Source organism: Chryseobacterium indologenes (assembly GCF_001295265.1).
In the GTDB taxonomy this organism is placed as follows: Bacteria; Bacteroidota; Bacteroidia; order Flavobacteriales; family Weeksellaceae; genus Chryseobacterium; species Chryseobacterium indologenes_A.
Genome location: NZ_LJOD01000006.1, coordinates 54847 through 76673, shown reverse-complemented (window position 1 = coordinate 76673; position 21827 = coordinate 54847). Strand labels below are relative to the sequence as shown.

Genomic DNA, 21827 nt, shown 5'->3' with positions numbered 1-21827 from the left:
ATGGGCCAGGATATTACTTGTCTTATCATCAATAAAAAACTTGATTTAGGGAAGGAAGTTGTTCATTTTGAGGTGAATGATTTCACCTTTGTTCCGTTCAATATGTCCTGTCCCCGTTTTGAGGGAATAGAAAATTTCGATCAGGTAAGTGACTATATCAGGCATCTGGAATCTGAAGATGATTTTGAAAGCTATCCGTATGACCGGGACAATGATCACTGTGAAGTAGATATTTTTAAAATGATCAGAGATCATCAACTCGAAAATTTTATTATTGAGCACAGTTCCGAATGGGCGGATATGCCCGTAGATTATTGTTTTATGCAGGTTCTTGACGGCAGGATCATTAAGAATCCTCTGGTGAACAACGAAAATCAGTTTACCGGAAATAATTTTGAAAACATTAAAGAAGCTAAAAAGAACTTCGGCCTGAATTTCGACTGGCTTGCCATGTATGACCTGTTTCATTCTTATCCCGTTTCGGACAGAGCTTATACTTTGATTCAAGCAAAAAAATAATTTTCAGCATTGAAATATCATAACACCTTACAGGCTTAAATCTGTAAGGTTTTTTTATGTGCTTTTTCGTGCAGAGATTATGGTGTATGTTTTATTTAGCCTCTATTAACCATATATGGTAGATTTCATAAGGACGGCTGTGAAATAACTGGTAAAAAAAATATTTATAAAGTTTTTAAACGTCATGAAAATAACACGGGTCCGGATATTTAAATTCAAAATCCAGCTCAGAAGCTAGTTTCGATGAAAGGATCTTCCTGCCTTCAGCTTCCCTCTCACCGGAAAACGGTAAATTCTTCTGTGCCTGAATTACAGCCGCTTTTGAAGGATGAAAAGGAGCCGTCACATTATAAAGCTTTCCTTCCGCTCCCTTCTCTGTCATTTTTGAAATTACAGAGCATATATCTGCATAATGAACGTGGTTTACCGGAGCTTCCAGATCAGAAACGTTATAATTTTTAAGAAGTCTGTTGTCTCCCATAAGTCCGCCCAGTCTCAGAATATTAGCCTGAGGATATTTATTCCGGATCATTCTTTCTCCGGAAACAGAAACTACTGAAAGATCATCTTCTGTAAATTCTTTTGGAAGATCAGGATAAACCCCTGTGGAACTCATCACAAACATCTGTCCTTTGAAATCTCCTGTAAATGATAACAAATGCTGTATTCTGTTGTACAAAGAGCTCACACAACAACTTTTTCCTGAAAGCGGGATCGTAATGATTAATGCATCCAGCTGACTGATTACACTCCACTGTGGAATGCTCTCATCCAGCTGATAATCCGGGAAGCTCGCAAGAATGGCATTAAATCCTTTAGAATTCAGCTCCTTAATTTTTCCCTCTGTAGTTGCTGTAGTATATATGATATATCTCCCTGACAGGGATTCTGCAATTCTGGATCCGAGCCAGCCGCAACCAATGATTCCTATTTTCTTCATATTGAATGGATAATTGCTGAAAACTCAGGCTTGTAAAATATAAATTAATTACCTGCCTGAAATTGTAAAGACCGGAATAACCGTACAATCTCCATCTTCAAATTTCCAGCTTAGTTATTCCCTTACAAAATTAATTCAATATCTATTGACTGACCTTATTTTATAGCAAAATATTTCTATCACTTTCATCACAAACATTTCCCTAACAACCGTTAGTAGTAAAACTACTACAAATTTCAAAATACCATTCCATATTTTATTAATTAGGGGATAGATTCTTTATATTTGTTCACATAGATGTGATTTTAAAAATCAAACAAACTATTGATTTACATAAAGTTAAAAACTTCTCAACAGAAGATTAATTTTAAACCAATATTTTTTTTTAAACAACAAGGATGAATACTGAATATTTGAAGAACGTACGATAAACCTGCCATAGAAGATATTTTCCGGTTTCATTGTCAGAACATATTTTTTCATGAAAGGACTAACACAAATGCCAGACGCAGTTTTCACACTGCACCTTTCTACCCCAATCCAGAAAAAATATGTTATGTCTCAAGACCATAAATTTTCAAAAAGTCCGATCCGGAAATCCCCCAACGATTTATCCGGTCTGGAAATTCCGGAAATACAACAATCCGGAGAAACGGCAGAAAAAGCCTCTCAGAAACCAAAAAAAATGCAGCAGACAGGCCAACAGCCTCTCTCCTCTCCTAATACCTTTATGAATCAGGCTTCACAGTCCAACACCTCGTTGGTCAGTGAAAGTAAGGTATGGTCCCAACAACCCACTTCTAAAATTCATAATGCAGGAGCGATCCCGAAAAGTGAAATCATGGGAATCAACAGAGTAGTGAAGCTCGACATTATTGTTGAAGGCAGAATTATTAAACATTTTAAACATTTTAAACTTACACAAAGTGCTGTGAAACACCATGAGTTCAGCCTTATGCTGGCTCATGATACTTTAGGAGACGCCGAAAATCATAATCTGGAACAGGCACAGAGTTTTCTTGGAAAAAGAATAACAGTTGTTTTCAAGTATAAAGACGTAGAAGACAGTCCGGAAAGGAATTTCGTAGGAGTGATTACGGAAGTAGGCTTCTGCCAGGATAAAGGCAGCCTGGGAAATATTGTTCTTACAGGATACAGCCCTACAGTACTTCTGGATGCTGCACCACACATCCAGAGTTTCGGAGGGAAACAGGAAATAAGCCTGAACAACATTGCAGATCAGGTTATCAAAGAAGGGCTTGGTTCCAGTAAATTCGATTTCAGGGTAGATGCCCAGCATGGAAATGTCTCATACAGTTCTCAATACGAGGAAACTCATTATAATTATCTTGCCAGAATAGCAGAAGCTTATGGTGAACAGTTTTACTATGATGGTGAAGTCCTTCATTTCGGAAAACTTCCGCCTCAGGAAAAGCCTGTTCAGCTAATGTATGGAAGCAATGTGAATGATATCCGGATCAACATGAGAGCTCAGCACGTTAATCCCACTTTTTATGGCTATAACAGCAGTAAAGATGAGAAGCTCACTACGGGCAGCTCCAAAATAAACCATCATTCAGATATTGCCAGACGGGCTTACGAAATATCAGAAAAAACCTTTACCACCCCTTCTCTGCGTGTAGCTCCCATCAAGGCTTCCAGTTTTATGGATATTGATGCCTCACAAAAAGGTACAGCAGGAAGCAAAGCTGTGGACGTATTCATTACATCGGGAAGCACCACCGTTCCGTTTTTATATCCGGGATGCACTGCTGATATTGAAATGAGGAAAGCAGACAGCAATCAAACAGTCTATTTCACGAAACTAATGATCACAGAAGTCAGTCATGAAGTAGATGCAAGAGGCTATTACACGGGAAATTTCGGAGCAATTGCTGCGGATACGGGATTTATGCCCCGTCCCGAATTTCATATTCCCAGAGCAGACCCTCAGCTGGGCAAGGTTATTTCTAATACGGATCCTTTAAACCAGGGTCGTGTACAGGTTCAGCTTGACTGGCAGAAAGGTCCGGATACCACAGAATTCATACGCGTTATGACCCCGGATGCAGGAAGCAGTGATAAAGTCAGTAAAAACCGGGGATTCATGTCTGTTCCGGAGGTTGGTGACCAGATTGTAGTGAATTTTGTGCATCAGCATCCCGACCGGCCTTTCGTTATGGGCGGAATGTTCCACGGAAATATCGGAAGCGGCGGCGGAAACGGGAACAATATTATGAGCTTTAGCGGAAGAAGCGGTGCTGAGCTGAAATATGATAACGGGGCAGGATCTATGAACCTGAAGGATCAGGGAGGCGCCAATATGAATTTTGACGGAACAGGAAATGCTACCACCAGTGCCAATACCAATCATACTATTAATGCAGGAAGCAAAAGCTCCATACATGTAGGAGCAGAAGAAAGCAGCCCTGCAAAATCAATATTTGAAATGGATAATGAGGGTAATATTAATCTTACCGGTAATAAAAGTCTTACCATAACCATTGGAAGCAGTTCTTTTTCAATGAAAGATGATGGTACCATTTCTGTTTCGGGAAAAGATATTACTGTTACCGGAGGGAATAATATAACGATGAATGCCACTCCGTCAGAAAAAGCAGGAGGAGCAGGTACGATAGATATTACATCCAAAGGCGGAGATATTACGATAAGGAATGATCAAAACATTCATGTAAAAGGTGGAATTGAGGTAAAACTTACTTAAAATGGAATACATTAAAGATCAGGCTATTCTGGATTGCGATAAAGGATTATTAAAATCAACACTGATTGTAACTTCCAATCCAAAGATCAAACTTCGCGATGGAAAATTTGCTACCGATAAGGATAATATAGCTGGGCTGAACATACCCAATTTCGGATTGTGCAGTTTAAAGGGAATCTGCCGTCTGAACCTTGAACTTTCGGGTGTTCCGTTAACATGGATAAAAACAGTACCCAAAATTAAAATTTCAGACAAAAAGCCTTTATCAGATATTTCAAAATGCATTTGCCCATTCGGGGGAATAATTAGTTGTAAAAATTCAGGTCAATTATAAAATTATCAATATGGAATTAGTTTTAGCAGGTGGTGCAGGCAGCTTTATCATGGGTGGAACAACAGCGGGTACCTCAATGTCATGGAATCCTATTGGCTGGGTTATTCTTGCTATTGTTGCCGTTGTGATTGTTGTCGCATTGGTCGTCACCTATTGGGACGAAATATGCAGTTTCTTTTCTTCTGTTGGAAATGCAATTGCTGATGCCGCAAAAGTAGTATGGGAATATGTTACCGCACCCCCTATTACCGTTCCGCCTCCGGCAATTGATGAAAACCTTCCAAAGCCCGTTCCGCCTCCGGTAGATATTCCTGTTGATGAGCCTATTCCAATCCCGATTGCACCTCCAATACCTATTCCTCAAACAAAACCCAGAACAAGAAGGAGACAAAAAAACATCTATAACGTATATGATCTCCATGTCGGAATGCCGGGCTTAATGAGAAATTATACATTCGGAGCCGGGTTTGTCAATCAATTTATGTTAAGCGGTGCCATCTGGAAATACGGGCTGACCTCTTTTAAATCGGTATATTCAAGGTATTTGGTAATTTTCCAGCTATATCAGGGAGATAAAGATGAATATATTTTACTAAGCCTGTCTTCCGGAAAATTGTTACCTTATGAATGGTATTTACAAAACGTAAATTATGCAACAGCAAGTGCGGAAGAAGTAGCTTTAATTGATGCTTATATAGCAACACATGGCAAATTGCCACCAGGGAATACATTTAGGGGCTAAATAGTAATTAAATAATAAATCAAAGATAAATGACTGAACAGGAAGTAGAAAAATTGCTGCAGAAAATAAGCAATCAGAAGATGTTTGGTGAAACAGAAAAGGCTATTGCTAATCTGCATCTATTAAACAATGAATTTCCAAAAGAAAAAAAATACCTGGCTCTCCTGGCAAGTGCTTATTGGGATGCAGATTCAGCTGATGCTGCAGAAGAATACTGCAATAAAGCCCTGGAAATTGATCCTGATTATTCAGAAGCAATTGAGCTTAAAGGACTGATTGCAGAAAAGCAGGGAAACGATGATCTTGCAGAACATTATTATAAAGAATCTACTGAAAAGAAAGCTCCTTTTAAAATGGGGTATCTCCGGTTAGTTCTTTTATACTACAAGCAGGAAAGATACGAGGAAGCCATACAGGAGGCTGAATTCCTGATTGATAATTTTGATACCGGCCGAAATGAATATTCAGAAGAGGATCAAAGAAAAATAGTAAGCCAATGGCTTGGTCTAACCTATATCAGGCTCTACTCCTCTCTGATACATACCGGGCAATATGAAAAAGCAATTGAAAAAATAAATGAGTTTATTGCTTTCAGAAGTAATTACGTTAAAGACCCATATCAGTTCTTAACAGAAGACGAAATATTATTTAAATTATATCATTGTACAGGTGATGCAGAGAAAATGAAGGAATCCGAAAATAAAATGCTTAATCATTACATGGTTCCGTCCAATATTGTTTCTTCAATGAAAAAAGATGCAGAACAAGGATATTTGGAAAGCGCCAATCCTGATAACTATCAGACATAAGGTCAAAGAATTTAATTTTAATGACCTCTAAAATCAGAACAGATCTGAAATTCATAGAAGAAGAACCATCAATATCTGCTGCATAGTTGTGATCCCCATGATTATTTTTCAGATAAAAAGGAAGTCAGGCAGCTGAATAGCATCCGGATAAAAAGAAATGAAAACAACACATCGGAGAAAAATAAAATACCATGCTTGATGAACAATCAGAACCTGTTGAATATAGGTTCTCTTTTAAAAAAAACAGCTCCTATAAAGGAAAATCACTCTTAAACATTAATTCATCGGGTAGGTTTACTTTATTAAAAGAAAAAGCTGACCAGGATGAATCTATATTTACATTCAAAAACCTTGAATACAGCAGTAATATTACCAAAGATCCGTTAATCTTCAGCCCTGTTGCTATTCACTATAACCGAAAACTCAACCTTGCGGCTATTAAAGATAAAAAAAATTTTAAGCCTCAATGGAACCGATACCGGGACAAGCACAGAAGTGCAAACAATAGGGCCTTATTGCTTATTGTTGAAAAACTATACTTTAATACACCACTGGGAATGGAATACGATATCCTTTCAAATGGAGTATATCTGCCGTTTTTTCTCAATGAAAAGGGAATGTATACTGAAAATGAACACTACAGGGGACTGGATTTTTTATCTATACCATTGGATATTCCTATGGAAACTACATTCTTATGCAGGTGTTCGGACGAAAAAGAAACCCATCTTGAAGGATGGATCAACCTTAAAGAAGAGCATCTGGACGGGCTGCTGTTAAATCAGAGCTTTCGTAACAAAGCTAAAGATTACCACATTTCACGGGATTTTACCATTAAATCTAAAATAGAAATAAAACTGGAGACTATTACCAATGTAATAAAGCACATTAAACTGAATTACATCCTTAAAGGTGAACAGGATCTGTTTGAAGAAATAGATTATACAGTTGATACCGATTTTGACAGCTACAAAGACGGCTGCTTCAGGATATTTGAAGGAAAACGATATACCCAGACAGAATGGGAAGAATATGAAAAGGAAAGAAAGAAACCCGGCCGTAATTTTTCTTTGCTGGACGAAGATTAACAATTAAGACAGGATTTCAGAACTTGCTGTATAATATTACTCCATCCTTAAAACTCATTAATCATCACATAAAAATGCGTAGAGTAAAGGCTTTCCGGATTTCCTGAAACATTCGTAAGGTTGATGGTAATACTTGAAACAGAGGTCATTCTTGGATTTGAAATTGAAAAAGAAGTGTTTCCGGCAAAATCTCCGGCTGGAGAAACTACTATCGCTGCTCTTGTAGAACCAGGCTGCAGATTGGCAGGAACCGGTATTTCCATTGTTACAGTTTTTCCTGTCGGAAGATTGTTCACTGAAACTGAAGGCCACGCTTCAAAAGTGATCTGGTTTTTCTGCACACTTCCCTTTTCTCCCATCTTATACAATCCGTTAACATCCAGCTTTGCAGATGTATTAGGCGTTCCTGTCCCAATTCCCACATTGGCATTCCCATTTCCGATAATGACGGCGTTTGCCTGAGAAGTAGAGGCCCCATAACCTATTGCTGTAGAAAATTGACCTAATGCCTGAGCCCCTGATCCTACTGCCGTAGAGTTCTGGTTATTAGTCTGCGAATTATAACCTACTGCCGTTTCACTGTTAGAGCTTGTTTTAGCACTATATCCAACTGCTGTTGACTGGTACCCTGATGCTGTTGAGTTCTTTCCCAGAGCAGTAGCATCATTGGTTGTCGTTTTCGCATTATATCCCACAGCAACAGACTGAAACCCTGATGCATCAGCATTATTTCCGACTGCTGTGGCTTCATTCACCGTAACTTTTGCATTATAACCTATTGCCGTTGACTGATACCCTGAAATTTTTGTGTTGGCTCCCAAAGCCACAGATTCATTAGCTGTTACCGAAGTATTGGTTCCAATCGCAATTCCCTGATAAGCACTGCTGGAATTTCCTAAAGCAATACCATTCTGGGAAGCATTGGCATTTCTTCCGAAGCTCACCGAATTGTTTACCCCCAATCTCCCTACTGAAACGGAATTTACTTTAAATACAAGGTCATCAGAAGTATTGGTTCCCAGCGAAAGGTTTGTATTGGCTCCTCCTGAATTTCCACTGTTGGATGCTGAGTTATTCCAGGCAGACATAGGTGTAATTCCTCCTCCACCGTTCGATCCGTTTCCGTTATTTCCGGAAGTTGTGGAAAGCATATTCCATTTTGCAGCATTCCAGTAATAAAAACCAGCTTCGGTTAAGGCTCCATTACCATTATTCCACACAATAAGCCCTTCAGCAGGGTTCTGAATGGTTACACGATCCGTTAATGAAACCAACGCCACACTTGGCAGCAGCATTCCCTTATCCTTTGAACTAATCTGCAGCATGGCAGAAGGATCAGGGCTGGAAGTCCCTATCCCCACCTGTGCCGATGAAAAAATAGTGAATAGAAAAAAGATAAGTGAAAGCGAAAGTTTACATTTTTTGATCATTCTATTGTTGGGTGTTTATTTTGAGGATGCAAATATACGAATTTTTCAACAAAACATTAAAAAAATTAAAAATTCAATAATAAATACACTCAACAGTGACAAAAACAACAGTTAATCACTAATAAATGAAACATTCCATGGTTTAAAATACCTTAAAAACCCATCAAAAATGCACTAAAAGGACTGTCAAACTTAAAAAAACTTAAAATAAAATTGTATTATTATTAAAAAACGTCACTAAAATTTGAATAAAATAAAATTTATCACCATCTGATGAAACAGTTTTTAAGATGATCATTCACCATTCCGGTAGCCTGCATATGGGCATAAACCACTGTTGATCCCATAAACTTAAACCCTCTCTTTTTAAGATCTTTTGCCAAAGCATCCGAAACCTCTGTTACAGCTGGAATATCAGACAGAGTTTCAGGCATATTATCTAACGGTTTTCCTCCGACAAAAGCCCAGATATACTCAGAAAAGCTTCCGAATTCTTCCTGTACTTCCATAAAACGCTGTGCATTATTTACCGTAGCTTTTATTTTAAGCCTGTTCCGTATAATGCCCGGATCCTGCATGAGTCCCTCTGTTTTTGCATCGGAATACCCAGCGATTTTCCGGTAATCAAAATTATCAAATGCCTTCCTGAAATTCTCACGTTTAGAAAGAATCGTATACCAGCTCAATCCGGCCTGAAAACTTTCAAGAACGAGAAATTCAAAAATAGTCCTGTCATCAAAAACAGGCCTTCCCCATTCCTCATCGTGGTATTTGCGGTAGAGGTCATCCTTCTCACACCATCCGCAGCGTATCTTTTCCATAAGCTTTCATTTATTATATATTAATATTAAAGGTACAGCTGATTTAGAAAAGAATAACAAAAGATTATGAAAAGTTTAACAATGGCTCCGGATTTTAGGAATGGTTATTGTTTATTTATGGTTACACAACAAAATATTTTATATTATGAACAATTCAGAATACAACAAAGCGGAAGATGCAGTAAACAACACAGAAAACTCAATAAAAAATGCAGCAGATAAAGCAAAATGGAAAATTGAGGAACTGGCAGACAAGGCAAAAGAGTATATCAATGAAAAAAGACAAAATGATGAAGAGGCCCGACAGGAAGACTGGTTAGACAGGGTGAAAAATAATGTTTCTGATGCATGGGATGATATTAAAGATAAAGCCAATGATGCATGGGAGAAAACCAAAGATGCAGCTGAAGATGTAAAAGCCGAATGGAACAAGAAAACCAATTAAAATTTCAGTCATATAAATATTTTCAAGAAAATGGAGTCTTAAATTGATAAGGCTCCATTTTTATTATGCCGCAAACACAAATTATTGCTACATTTGTAGTAAAATAAACATTAAAGAATTATGTCATACGGTTTACTTAAAGGCAAAAAGGGAATTATTTTTGGTGCCCTTAATGAACAATCTATCGCATGGAAAGTTGCTGAAAGATGTCATGAAGAAGGAGCTGAATTTATCCTTTCTAATGCTCCTATCGCTATGAGAATGGGAGAATTGAATGCTTTAGCTGAAAAAACAGGATCTGAAGTAATTGGCGCAGATGCCACTTCTATAGAAGATCTTGAAAAACTTTTTGATGCCGCTGTTGCTAAATTTGGTAAAATAGATTTCATTCTTCATTCTATCGGAATGTCCGTGAATGTAAGAAAAGGAAAACACTATACAGAAATGAATTACGACTGGTTGGAAAAAGGATGGGACGTTTCCGCTGTTTCTTTCCACAAAGTAATGCGTGTGGCCTGGGAAAAAGACTGTATGAACGAATGGGGAAGCATTTTAGCGCTTACCTATATTGCTGCTCAGAGAACGTTCCCGGATTACAACGATATGTCTGATAATAAAGCGTATCTTGAAAGTATTGCAAGAACTTTCGGAAACTATTGGGGTGAAAGAAAAGTACGGGTAAATACAGTTTCTCAGTCTCCTACAATGACTACCGCAGGAAGTGGCGTGAAAGGTTTCGGAGGATTCCTGGGATATGCAGAAGACATGTCTCCGCTAGGAAATGCTACCGCTCTTGAATGTGCAGACTATTGTGTTACCCTTTTCTCCGATCTTACCAGAAAAGTAACAATGCAGAACCTTTTCCATGATGGAGGTTTCAGCAGTTCAGGGGTAACTCAGAAAGTAATCAGTAAATATAATATTGAAGGCTAATCCGTCATTCATATTTTTAAAATAAAGAGGTTATCTGTTGAAGATAACCTCTTATTTTTTACAGGACGCCTTAATTCAGGGAAAACATTCCAAAAGTTAGATTCACCATAAAAAAGACTGACTAAAAAAAGCCAGCCTTTATAAAAAATAATTAATATGAAGTTTATATAATTACGGTCTGTATAGAATGTGCAGGAGCAGATAATTTTGCAGACATTCCTTCAATCCATAGATTGGTTTCAATATCATTATCGGAATCATTCATAATTACCGTCACCAGCTGCCCGTTTTCATTCATGAAAGTAGTTGAAGTAAGAGCAGCCCTGTTGGAAGAACTTCCGATTCTCTGAGCCTTGGGCTTAATGAATTTTGAAACGTGTCCTACATAATAATATTCATAGGTATAATGCACCTCTCCTGTTTTGGTATCAGCAATAATCGGTGCAAAGCAGAAGTTTCCGACATGGTTCGGGCCTCCTGTTTCATCAAGAAGAACATTCCAGTCTGTCCATAAAGCGGTTCCTTTATTGAAATCATTCAGCATATTTCTTCCGTAAAGCTCTCCCAGGCTTACATCATAAATTCTTGTCATGCTGAACTGTTCCTTACAGCCTTCCGTAAAAGCAAGGAATTTATCCGGAAAAGCTCTCTGGGTTTCTGCTAAATTATCAAACAGCTGTGTTTTGTTGTTCCAGGTTTCATACCAGTGGTACCCGATTCCGTGAGCATATTTTGAAGTTTCCGGATCACTTAATGTAGTCGTTGCCCTCTGGTAGATCAGATCCCTGTTATGATCCCAGATCATTACTTTTTTATCCTTATAGCCATTTTTCCAGAGTGTGGGTCCTAAATTATTTTTAAGAAAATCTCCTTCTTCTTCCGCTGAATAAATGCAAGATTCCCAGGTTTGAGTGGCCATTGGCTCATTCTGAATCGTCAGTCCCCAGATATTAATTCCTCTTTTTTCATATTCTTTGATGAATTTAATGTAATAATCTGCCCAGGTCTGATAATACTGGTTTTCAAGTCTTCCTCCTTTGAAAAGACTTTTGTTAGACTTCATCCATGCCGGGGGGCTCCAGGGGGAAAAATAAAATGTAAAATCTTTCCCTATTGCCTTCTGGGCTTCCTTAATCATAGGGATCTTATATTTTTCATCATGTGCAATACTGAATGACCTCAACGAAGTATCATTATCCGCTACATACGTATAAGAATCACTTGAAAAATCACAGGAATTCATATTTGTACGGACTACGGTATATCCTAAACCGTTTTTCCCGAAATAAGCATCAATAATTTCTTTCTGCTTATCCTTAGGCATTTTGTAAAATGTTTCTGCAGAAGCATCTGTAACAGCTCCTCCTATCCCGATCAGCTTTTGGTATCTGAAATCAGGATCTACAAAAATACAGGCATCTGTTTCTTTGGGCTGCCCGAATTTTTCAAATTTCACGGCTCCTTTGTCTGCCATTTTTTCGCCGGTTTTGGAATTGGTAAGGATAACCCTGGCCGTTTTCCCTGCATTTTTCTTCCAGTAGTTTTGTGCATTCACATTCAAAACAGCTCCCGCTGCCAGACAGCTTACGATTAGTTTTTTCATATCTTTCTCTCTTTTTGGACGAATACGCCCTCGCTTCATTATTTTTAATTTACCTGATAGGCAGAAACCTAATTCTTCCTTTTATTGCAAGGCTGAAAATTGCCGGCAAATATCTCATTTTTATTTGATCCAGCTGATTCTTTTGGTCTGAACATTTTGGGAGCTGGTACCTACCATAATGTCAAACTCTCCACTTTCCCAGTCATAATTCAGATCATTATCAAAGAATTTAAGATTTTCCGGCGTCAGCTTAAAGGTTATGGCCTTACTTTCACCTTTTCTGATCAGTACTTTCTGAAAATCTTTCAGCTCTTTCACGGGTCTTACTACCTTTCCGAATAAATCTCTCACATAGAGCTGTACAACCTCCTCTCCATCATGTTTTCCGGTATTGGAAACGGTAACGCTAACCGTTAAAGTCTGATTTCCTTTCAAAGCTGTGGAGCTCAGGTTCATATCGGAATACTTAAATTCAGTATAACTAAGGCCGTAGCCAAAAGGGAATTTAGGATCATTATCAAGGTCAATATAGGCCGAAACATAATTCCGGTCTGTATTGTTTTTGGCAGGTCTTCCCGTATTGTAATGGTTGTAGTAAACCGGAATCTGCCCTTCCGTTCTTGGAAAGCTCATCGGCAGTTTTCCTCCGGGGTTTACGGTCCCGAACAGGACATCAGCAATAGAATTCCCGGCTTCCGTACCGAGCCACCAGGTATACATGATGGCCGGAATATGATCAGCTGCCCAGTTAAAGATCAGGGGTCTTCCGGCATTAATCATCAGAACAATGGGCTTTCCTGTTTTTGCTATTTCTTTTAAAAGGTCTTCCTGAACTCCTGTAAACCCGATACTGCTCCTGCTTTTTGCTTCTCCACTCATCGCGTGCCCTTCTCCCAGTGTCATAATCACTACATCGGCTTTTTTTGCCGTTTCAACAGCTTCAGCAAACATGGATCTGTCATTGTCATCTACATTGCAGCCTTTTGCATATAATAAAGTGGAGTTTTTATCCAGCTGGCCTTTAATTCCGTCAAACTGGGAGACAATTCTCTGCTGGTCATCTTTAAAAGCAATTGACCAGAATCCGTGATTAGCTACTGTTTCTTTCCCGAAAGGACCAATCAGGGCAACTGTTTTTACTGATTTTGAAAGAGGTAATATATTTCCCTGATTTTTAAGCAGTACAATACTTTTTGAACCAAACTCTCTTCCGAATTTCCGGTGTTCCGTATTATGAGTCTGCTCTTTTTGTCTTTCTTCACTGCTGAATCTGTAGGGATCCTCAAAAAGTCCCATTTCAAATTTCTTTTTCAGGATTCTGCCGGCAGCATCATCTATCAGCTTAATTTCTACCTTTCCGTCTTTTACCAGTTTGGGAAGTTCTGCCATATACATACGGCTTTCCATGTCCATATCACTTCCCGCTTCAATGGCTCTTTCAGCCGCTTCTCCCGCATCTTTGGCATAACCATGGGGAATCATTTCCCCTATGCTACCCCAGTCTGAGACCACAAACCCTTTATAATTCCATCTTCCTTTTAAAAGATCTCTGAGAATATATGAGTTGGCCGTTGCCGGAATTCCGTTGATGTCATTAAAAGAATTCATAAAAGTAGCTGCACCGGCATCTGCAGCCGCTTTGAAAGGAGGCAGATAGGTTTCGTGAAGCTGTCTTAAGCTCATATCCACAGAATTATAGTCTCTCCCTCCCACTGCTGCACCATATGCTGCAAAGTGTTTGGCACAGGCCATCACAGCATCAAGGCTTCCCAATCCTTTTCCCTGAAAGCCTCTGATTCTTGCGAGCCCGATCTGCGTGCCCAGATAAGTATCTTCTCCGGAACCTTCCATTACCCTTCCCCATCTTGGATCTCTGGCAATATCTACCATCGGGGCGAAAGTCCAGTGTATTCCGTATGCAGAAGCTTCTGTTGCGGCAATTCTTTCCGATTTTTCAATAAGCCCGAGGTCCCAGCTGGCAGCCTGTCCGAGATTAACCGGAAAAGTGGTTCTATATCCGTGGATAACATCCTGCCCGAACAGTAAAGGAATTTTCAGCCCGGACTGTAAAGCAAGCTTCTGAAAAGCCCTGGTCTCTTCAGCTCCTGCCACATTAAGCATAGATCCTACCCTTCCTTTTTTAATTTCTTCTAAAACCGTTGCAGAATTAGAGTTCTGCGGGCCTGTAGCATATTCAAATCCGCTGTACTGTACCAGCTGCCCTACCTTTTCCTCCAGGCTCATTTTGGACAGGAGTTCTGAAACCTTCTGATCAACTGTTTTCTGTCCGTAGGCATTCATGCCCAATGCTGAAAATGCAAGTAAAAAATAAGCCTTCTTCATAATTAGTTTATTAAAAAATGTAGGTTGCTGCTGAATTTCCGGAGATTTTTACAGCAGCTGTCTTTCCGTTATATTGTATATTAAAATTTTCATCGGTGCTGCTTCCATTCTGCACAATAAGAACTGTTTTTCCTTCTGGGGTTCTAAATGCTGCCGTAGAAAGATGTTCTGTCTGTGTGGAAGCAATACGCTGAGAGCCTGCAGGAACAAATTTGGAGGCATGGGCTATAATGTAGTAGGAAACATTTCGGGTAAAGTTTTCACTGTCGGAAACTGTTATTGCTCCTTTACATTCCGTACAACCGCCATCGGTATGAGGTTTATACTGCGGATCATTAGCCACATTCCATTCCAGAGCCGTTTTGCTCCAGTTTCTCATGGAGCCGATGATCACATTTTTGATATGCCAGTTCAGGTCTTCGTTAAAAGTTCCTTTCGATCCGGTCCACTGTTCGGTAAAATACAAATTTTTATCCGGAAAAGCGTTATGAACCGTGCTTAAAGCTGAAATATCCCCTTCATATAAATGAAAGGCAGAACCGTCAATATACTGATAAGCTTCAGGATCTTTCAGAATATCAAGGGCATATTCCGGTTTGTTACAGTTATGATCGTATACCACAATTCCGGTTTTGATCCCGTTGGCTTTAAAAGCAGGTCCTAAAAAGCCTTTGATAAAGTCTCTCTGCTGTTCAGAAGGCATATACAGGCTTGGATTATTTCCGGGATGTAAGGGTTCATTCTGGGGCGTGATAGCATCAATATGAATTCCTTCTTTCTTCATTCCCTGAATATACTTTACAAAATAATTGGCGTAAGCCCCGTAAAATTCACGTTTTAAGCTGCCTCCTTTTGATTTCCCGTTATCTTTCATCCACACGGGAGCCGACCATGGTGCTGCAATGATTTTTATTGAAGGGTTAATTGCCAGGATTTCTTTCAGCATAGCAATCAGGTTTTTATCTTTTGCCAGACTGAATTTAGACAAAGAAGGATCAGCCTGCCCTTCCGGCAGATCATCATATGAAAAAACTTCTCCGTCCAGATCTGAAGCTCCGATACTTAACCTGAGATAGCTCACAGAGATCGAATTTTCATCATCTCCAAAAAGCTCATTCAATAATGCTTTTCTTTTGGCAGGTGAAAGACGGTTGATGACTTCCACACTTCCTCCGGTTAAGGTATATCCGAAACCATCTACATACTGGAACTTTTGGGATTCATCAATTACAATATTCTGAAGGTTATTACTGTTTTGGGTAAACTTCACCGAAGTCTGCCGCTGTAATTTTACACTCTGATCTCCTTTTGTAAGCCAGAAATGAACTTCATTGCCTTTATTACCTGCTACAGATGTACACGATGATAAAGGAAAAAGTACCACACCACATAGTAGTGCGGTACCGTTAAAAAAGAAACTATATAAGTTGTGAAACTTCATATTTAATAACCGGAATTTTGAGTTAGGTTCTGGTTGTTATCTCTCTGCCCCTGCGGAATGGGCCATAACAGCCTGTTCTGATTGACATTGGCAGCATAAGGCAGTATTACTCCGTTTCCGTCTTTCTGCTGGGAAAGAATCGCAACTGCTGTTCCCGTTCTTTTAAGGTCAAACCAGCGCTGACCTTCAAATGCAAGTTCCAGCTTTCTTTCCTGAAGCACTTTCTGGATTCCGTCTGTTTCCGATGAAATCGCAACCGGAGAAAGTCCCGCTCTTGACCTTACCTGATTGATAAAACCTGCAGCACCCGTATAATCTCCGGACCTCACCGCTGCTTCTGCCTGTAGCAGAAGAATGTCTGCATATCTCAGGATATAAAAATTCTGAGTTCCATCGGTTTTCCTCATTTTATACATGAATGGATAGTTATTACTCGTCCAATACTTATCTGACCAGCTTACCGGTGAAAATTTAACAGAACTGTTTAAACGCTGGGTATCTCCGGCATCATTAAATGCTTTTACGAGATCATTGGACGGAACATTGAATTTTTTCCAGTCTGTTCCATAAAACATGGATGACCCCCACGCCCATACTGTTCCGGCATTTCCATCAACTTCAAAGATAGACTCCGCATTGGCTTCATGCGTACCGTCAAAAAGCTGATCATACACAGGAAGGAGGTTTACTCCTGAAATATTGGAAGCATATTGTTTTACTTTAGTCCAGTCCGGATTCGGCTTTGAGGCATATACTTTCGCCAGAAGGCCATAAGCAAAGTTTTTATTGGCTCTGTATTTCTGAATTCCTGATGGTGCATTGGCAATGGCTCCCTCCAGATCGGCAATAATCAGATCATAGGCTTCTTTTACTGTTTTCCTCGCAGGATATACCTGACTGTATACTTCATCGAAATTACCAGAGTTGACTCCTATGACTGCTTTTGTTACCAACGGAATATCGCCCCAAAGCTGGACAGCATGAAAATAATACAATGCCCTAAGAATGGCTGCCTCAGATTTCATTTCAGATTTCCGGGCTGCTGTAAGGGCAGGATCACTGATTTCATCCACATAATTCAGGATCATATTACAATCATTAATAAATCCGTACAGGTATCTCCAGTCCCTTGATACATTAGCATTGGTAGCAATAATACGGTACTCATCCTGCTGAAAATTCTGTATATTGTCTGCTCCCGCATAGGAAATATCAGTTTGAGAATCTCCATTCATAAAATAATCCAGCTGCCAGTACTCGTTACCAAATGCAGCATAAATCGTATTCATTCTTTTATTTGCATCATCAGCGGTTTTCAATGGATTTTCAATTGGAATCCCCTCTTCCGTAATAGGTTCGGTATCTAAAAAGTCATTACAGGAAACGGTTGTTAAAAGAACCGATGCTCCAAATAAATAATATATTGCTTTATTGATTTTCATTGTGAATAATTTAGAAGTTAGCTTTTAAACCGATGATAAAAGTTCTTACCTGAGGATAGGTTCCGTAGTCTATTCCAAAAACAGATCTTTCGGCACCAGATGTATTTCTGTTAGGACTGAAAGCGTTCACTTCAGGATCCATTCCGGAATAATCAGTAATCGTAAAGATATTCTGTCCGGTTACATATACATTTAATTTGCTTACTCCTTTAAAAGGATTGTTAAAGTTGTAACCCAGTGTCACCGCTTTCAGCTTTATATAAGATCCGTCTTCTACAAATCTGTCTGAAACAGCCAGTGCAGAAGCCGAGTTGGCTCTCGGAACATCAGTAATCTGTCCCGGCGTAGTCCATCGGTTGAGAACAGCTGTTGACTGGTTTTTATAATCATTCATCATTTCCAGATCAAAACGGGTCGCATTAAATACATCATTTCCTACAGAACCGGTAATCAAAACATCCATATACCAATTTTTCAGAGTAAAATTATTGCTGAAGCCAAAGGTATATTTCGGATTAGGATCACCGATAATAGCTTTGTCGTCTACACTTACATATCCGTTTCCATCAAGATCTTTATAAATCAGATCCCCGGTATTAGGGTCTACACGGTCTACTTTATACCCATAAAAAGTACTTAAAGCCTGCCCCGGCTGGAAACGTACAATCTGATCATATCCATCTACCCCACCTGCCGATACTGTTTTGAGATATTTTTCGCTGAGTTCCGTAATCTTGTTCTTAGCAAATGAAATATTAAATGAGCTGTTCCAGGTAAAGTTTTCATTTTTAACATTTACAGTATTCAATGAGAATTCGAGCCCTTTGTTTTCAAGACTTCCGAAGTTTCTGTAGATCGGCGCGATTGTATTTCCAAGAATAAAAGGAAATACAAGATCCTTGGTTGTTCTTTTGTAAGCATCCACAGCCAGGCGGATACGGTTACTGAATAAACCCAGATCCAAGCCTACATTCGCATCCGTTGTTGTTTCCCACGTAAGGTCACTGCTGTCATACTGCCCCACACTGTAAACAGCTTCTCCATTGGACCAATAAGGATCAAAGAGACTAAAGTGCGAATAGGCAGGAACTCCGGAAACATTACCCGTCTGTCCCCATCCTCCTCTAAGCTTCAGTTCACTGATCACTTTACTGTCTGTCAGGAAATCTTCTTTAGACACTAGCCAAGAAGCAGATACTCCTGGGAAGAACCCCCATTTTCTATCCGGAGCCAATCCTGAAAAGCCGTTATACCTGAACACTCCCATTAAAGTATATTTTCCGCCATAGGTATACAAAGCTCTTCCGAAAAAGGAAGCATTTCTCAATATTTCTTTATGTTTATCATATCCCTGTGTTTCAGCAAGATCATAATTGAACTTCATAGTACCTTCCGGAAATTTTTCTCCTGAATAATACTGGTTCTGAATGCTTTTTTGATTGATCTGAACCCCTCCGAGTAATGAAAAATCATGAGTTTCGTTTTTCAGGCTATAAGTTAAAGTATTTTCAAAATTATACTCCTGATACTGGTAGAATTCCTGAGAACCTATTCCGGATTTTGATCTTCCGTAGCTGGTCTGAAATCCGTCTGTAAATTTTGTATTCCGGGAATCTGTCATATCAAACGAAATACTCGGCTTCCATACCAGGTTTTTCAGAACTTTCACATCAAGGCCTAAATTGCTGAGGAAACGCTGGGTTTGGGTTTTATCTTTTCTAGACTGATAAGCCACAGGGTTTTCCCAGGATGACTGATAAGGGTTCGGAGCAAACTGTCCTGGTTTATATCCGTCATTGATCTGGCCTGTCGTCTGATTATACACTACTCCATCTGACGGAATAAAATTAACATCTGTTCCGTATACCGGCAGGAAGCTTGGCGTATTGAAAGCACTTAGAACAACTCCACCCCTCGCGGTACTTAAATTATCGTTGGTATTGGTGAGTGAAGTCAAGAAATAGTTTACTGAGGAGTTTAGTTTGAGCCATGGTGTAATGACTGCATCTAAATTTACTTTCACCGAAGTCCGCTGAAAATGAGCCGGTTTGATAATCCCTTCAATATCCTGATACCCTAATGCGGTATACGCTTTTACTTTTTCGTTTCCAAAAGCATAGTTTACGTTGTAGTTCTGGTCAAATCCGGTCTGGAAAACCTCTTTTCTCCAATCGGTATCAATGCCTGCATATCTGGGATTGGTAACAGTGGAAAGATAGTCTGATCCGCCGTTTGCCTGAATATCCGCCATTAGGGCTTTATATTGGTCCAGATTCAGCACATCAATATTTTTCACGGTTTTTGAAATTCCCCAATAGGCATTAAAATTAAGCTGGGGCTTTCCCTGCTTTCCTCTTTTGGTTGTAATGATAACAACTCCTGAAGATCCGTTTACACCGTAAATAGCAGTAGAAGATGCATCTTTAAGAATTGTCATATCAACAATATCGTCAGGGTTAAGTCCGCTGATGTCATTGGTCTGGATTCCATCAACTACATACAGAGGACTTACCGAGGATGAAATTGAATTGTTTCCCCTTATTTTCACATCAAGGGCTGCCCCTGGTTTTCCGGAAGCCTGGATTACATTCACTCCTGCCGCCTGTCCCTGTAAAGCCTGTCCTACACTGTAAATGGGTCTGTTATCAAAAGCATCCGCTTTTACTGAAGAGACAGCGCTGGTAAGATTTTGCTTTTTCACTCCTCCATATCCGATCATGACGATCTCATCTATTTTATTTTCCTTGGGAACAGAATCTTTTACTTTGGTCTGGGCATTGAAATTGGCTGTAAAATACAGCACTGCGGCCAATCCAAAACTTCCTGATATTCTTATATTCATACTAGAGTTAGTTTTTAATTCTCAAATTGAGACAATAAAAATATATTTTTTTTTAATTAATTAACATTGTCTTCATAAATATTTTAATTTTTCTTTTATTTTTGGGGCTTTAAAGGCTTAAATTTGCATCATAATTCATAAAAAAAGTTATAAAAACTTAAAAAATAATCTCCAAAATGACCGCCAAGCTCTCCCATATTTCACTTCCGTTAAAATTGACTTTCCTTATTTTTTCAATGGTACTGAACTGTATGGGATTGGTTATCCTTCAGCTTTCTGAGGACATTTCTTATGAAAAACTGGGTTTTTTGGAGTCATTCAAAGACCTTCCGATTGCTTTTATTTCTCTTTTTGCGGTAAATTTCATCGGTAAAACCGGAACAAAAAAGGCTCTGATCACAGCATTAGTAATTGTAGGAACCTGCTCGTGCCTTCTTCCATTTATTGAAGATTTCTGGTTCTACAAAGTATGGTTTGCCATTATCGGAACCTGTTTTGCTATTGGAAAAATCTGCGTTTTTGGAATTATCAGGAATAATATTTCGGATGAAAAATCACTTGCCCAGACCATGAACAGTGTGGAAGCTTCTTTTATGATCGGCATTTTTGTAGTGAATATGGGTTTTGGATGGCTTATTTCAAGCCAATATTCCGAATTCTGGAAATTTGGTTTTTTATCCATTGCCCTGCTTTCGGCTGTAACCCTATTTTTATTCTCACGGCTAACGATTTCAGAAGCTAAAAAAACTGAAACGAAGGGGATTATTTCTGAACTGTCCGGTTTTGTCAATCCCGTGACCATCGCATTTTTAGGGGTTATCTTTTTTATTGTATTTGTGGAACAGGGATTTAATTCCTGGCTGCCTTCTTTTTACAAAAATCACCTGAAGGTTGATTCGTTCTTCTCCCTGCAGGCGACCTCTTTTCTTGCTCTTTTTTCCTATGCCGGAAGAACAGCAACCGCCAACATCATCCAGAGGTTTTCATTATCTAAATACTATCTGCTTTGCATTGGCCTGATCATGGCTGTGCTCACCCTTATTGTTGGAATTCAGTATTCCATATCCGAAAACTCCGGAATATTGGTATTTTTATTTCCGGTGATCGGGTTATTTTTATCTCCCCTCTACCCCGTTGTGAATTCAAAAATGATTGCGCAGATTGATAAAGACAAAATCAACCTGTTTACGTCTCTTATTGTTATTTTCTCTTCCTTAGGAAGCTCCGTCAGCTCTATCATCATGTCACTTCTTTTCGGAAAAGAGCTCTTAAATTATTATCCTGTTTATATATTACTTGCTGTTTCAGTGCTTCTTACGGTAAGTTTGATATATTTTAAGCTGTCAGGAAGGAAAATTTAGAAAATAATT

The 21827-nt window shown here is 39.1% G+C and carries 17 protein-coding genes; 9 read left to right on the top strand and 8 right to left on the bottom strand.

Annotation, left to right across the window (positions count from 1 at the left end):
- A complete protein-coding gene (locus tag AOB46_RS10615) occupies positions 1–519 on the top strand; it encodes a hypothetical protein (protein ID WP_062699095.1) in 519 nt (172 codons plus the stop codon).
- A 175-nt stretch (positions 520–694) separates the two neighbouring features.
- Here the strand turns inward: AOB46_RS10615 and AOB46_RS10610 are convergent, their stop codons facing one another.
- Entirely contained in the window at positions 695–1459 is a 765-nt protein-coding gene (locus tag AOB46_RS10610) for a hypothetical protein (RefSeq protein WP_062699093.1), read from the bottom strand.
- A gap of 481 nt (positions 1460–1940) precedes the next feature.
- Between AOB46_RS10610 and AOB46_RS10605 the strand changes: the two genes are divergently transcribed.
- From AOB46_RS10605 to AOB46_RS10585, 5 genes are all read left to right on the top strand, one after another.
- The gene (locus AOB46_RS10605; protein ID WP_410470269.1) at positions 1941–4184 is read left to right on the top strand and encodes a type VI secretion system Vgr family protein; all 2244 of its coding nucleotides are present in this window, start codon (positions 1941–1943) and stop codon (positions 4182–4184) included.
- 1 nt (position 4185) lies between these two features.
- Positions 4186–4518: a DUF4280 domain-containing protein gene (locus tag AOB46_RS10600; protein ID WP_062699090.1), complete on the top strand. Its 333-nt coding sequence runs from the start codon at positions 4186–4188 to the stop codon at positions 4516–4518.
- Between the two features lie 10 nt (positions 4519–4528).
- Complete coding sequence (locus AOB46_RS10595) at positions 4529–5260, top strand: hypothetical protein (RefSeq protein ID WP_062699088.1); 732 nt, start codon at positions 4529–4531, stop codon at positions 5258–5260.
- A 29-nt stretch (positions 5261–5289) separates the two neighbouring features.
- The gene (locus AOB46_RS10590) at positions 5290–6069 is read left to right on the top strand and encodes a tetratricopeptide repeat protein (protein WP_062699087.1); all 780 of its coding nucleotides are present in this window, start codon (positions 5290–5292) and stop codon (positions 6067–6069) included.
- Between the two features lie 191 nt (positions 6070–6260).
- Positions 6261–7157, top strand: a complete 897-nt coding sequence (locus tag AOB46_RS10585; protein ID WP_062699086.1) for a hypothetical protein — start codon at positions 6261–6263, stop codon at positions 7155–7157.
- A 47-nt stretch (positions 7158–7204) separates the two neighbouring features.
- Here the strand turns inward: AOB46_RS10585 and AOB46_RS10580 are convergent, their stop codons facing one another.
- The gene (locus AOB46_RS10580; protein WP_062699084.1) at positions 7205–8587 is read right to left on the bottom strand and encodes a hypothetical protein; all 1383 of its coding nucleotides are present in this window, start codon (positions 8585–8587) and stop codon (positions 7205–7207) included.
- 263 nt (positions 8588–8850) lie between these two features.
- The gene (locus AOB46_RS10575) at positions 8851–9408 is read right to left on the bottom strand and encodes a DNA-3-methyladenine glycosylase I (protein ID WP_062699081.1); all 558 of its coding nucleotides are present in this window, start codon (positions 9406–9408) and stop codon (positions 8851–8853) included.
- Between the two features lie 145 nt (positions 9409–9553).
- Between AOB46_RS10575 and AOB46_RS10570 the strand changes: the two genes are divergently transcribed.
- Together AOB46_RS10570 and AOB46_RS10565 are read left to right on the top strand one after the other, a co-directional pair.
- Entirely contained in the window at positions 9554–9853 is a 300-nt protein-coding gene (locus tag AOB46_RS10570) for a hypothetical protein (RefSeq protein ID WP_082377079.1), read from the top strand.
- A 120-nt stretch (positions 9854–9973) separates the two neighbouring features.
- Positions 9974–10786, top strand: a complete 813-nt coding sequence (locus tag AOB46_RS10565) for an enoyl-ACP reductase (protein WP_062699079.1) — start codon at positions 9974–9976, stop codon at positions 10784–10786.
- A gap of 163 nt (positions 10787–10949) precedes the next feature.
- Here the strand turns inward: AOB46_RS10565 and AOB46_RS10560 are convergent, their stop codons facing one another.
- The 5 genes from AOB46_RS10560 to AOB46_RS10540 form a co-directional block, all read right to left on the bottom strand.
- On the bottom strand, positions 10950–12389 hold the full coding sequence (locus AOB46_RS10560; RefSeq protein WP_062699398.1) for a glycoside hydrolase family 30 protein: 1440 nt from the start codon (positions 12387–12389) through the stop codon (positions 10950–10952).
- A 120-nt stretch (positions 12390–12509) separates the two neighbouring features.
- A complete protein-coding gene (gene bglX, locus AOB46_RS10555; RefSeq protein ID WP_062699078.1) occupies positions 12510–14732 on the bottom strand; it encodes a beta-glucosidase BglX in 2223 nt (740 codons plus the stop codon).
- Positions 14733–14742: 10 nt separating this feature from the next.
- Positions 14743–16173 (bottom strand): glycoside hydrolase family 30 protein, encoded by a 1431-nt coding sequence (locus AOB46_RS10550; protein ID WP_062699076.1) that lies wholly within the window; start codon positions 16171–16173, stop codon positions 14743–14745.
- Between the two features lie 2 nt (positions 16174–16175).
- Positions 16176–17615 carry a RagB/SusD family nutrient uptake outer membrane protein gene (locus AOB46_RS10545; protein ID WP_062699074.1) on the bottom strand — a complete coding sequence of 480 codons (1440 nt, stop codon included), beginning with the start codon at positions 17613–17615 and terminating at the stop codon, positions 16176–16178.
- A gap of 10 nt (positions 17616–17625) precedes the next feature.
- Entirely contained in the window at positions 17626–20457 is a 2832-nt protein-coding gene (locus AOB46_RS10540; protein WP_062699072.1) for a SusC/RagA family TonB-linked outer membrane protein, read from the bottom strand.
- A 176-nt stretch (positions 20458–20633) separates the two neighbouring features.
- Here AOB46_RS10540 and AOB46_RS10535 point away from each other — a divergent pair, with 176 nt between their 5' ends.
- Complete coding sequence (locus AOB46_RS10535; RefSeq protein WP_062699070.1) at positions 20634–21818, top strand: MFS transporter; 1185 nt, start codon at positions 20634–20636, stop codon at positions 21816–21818.
- Positions 21819–21827 lie beyond the last annotated feature (9 nt).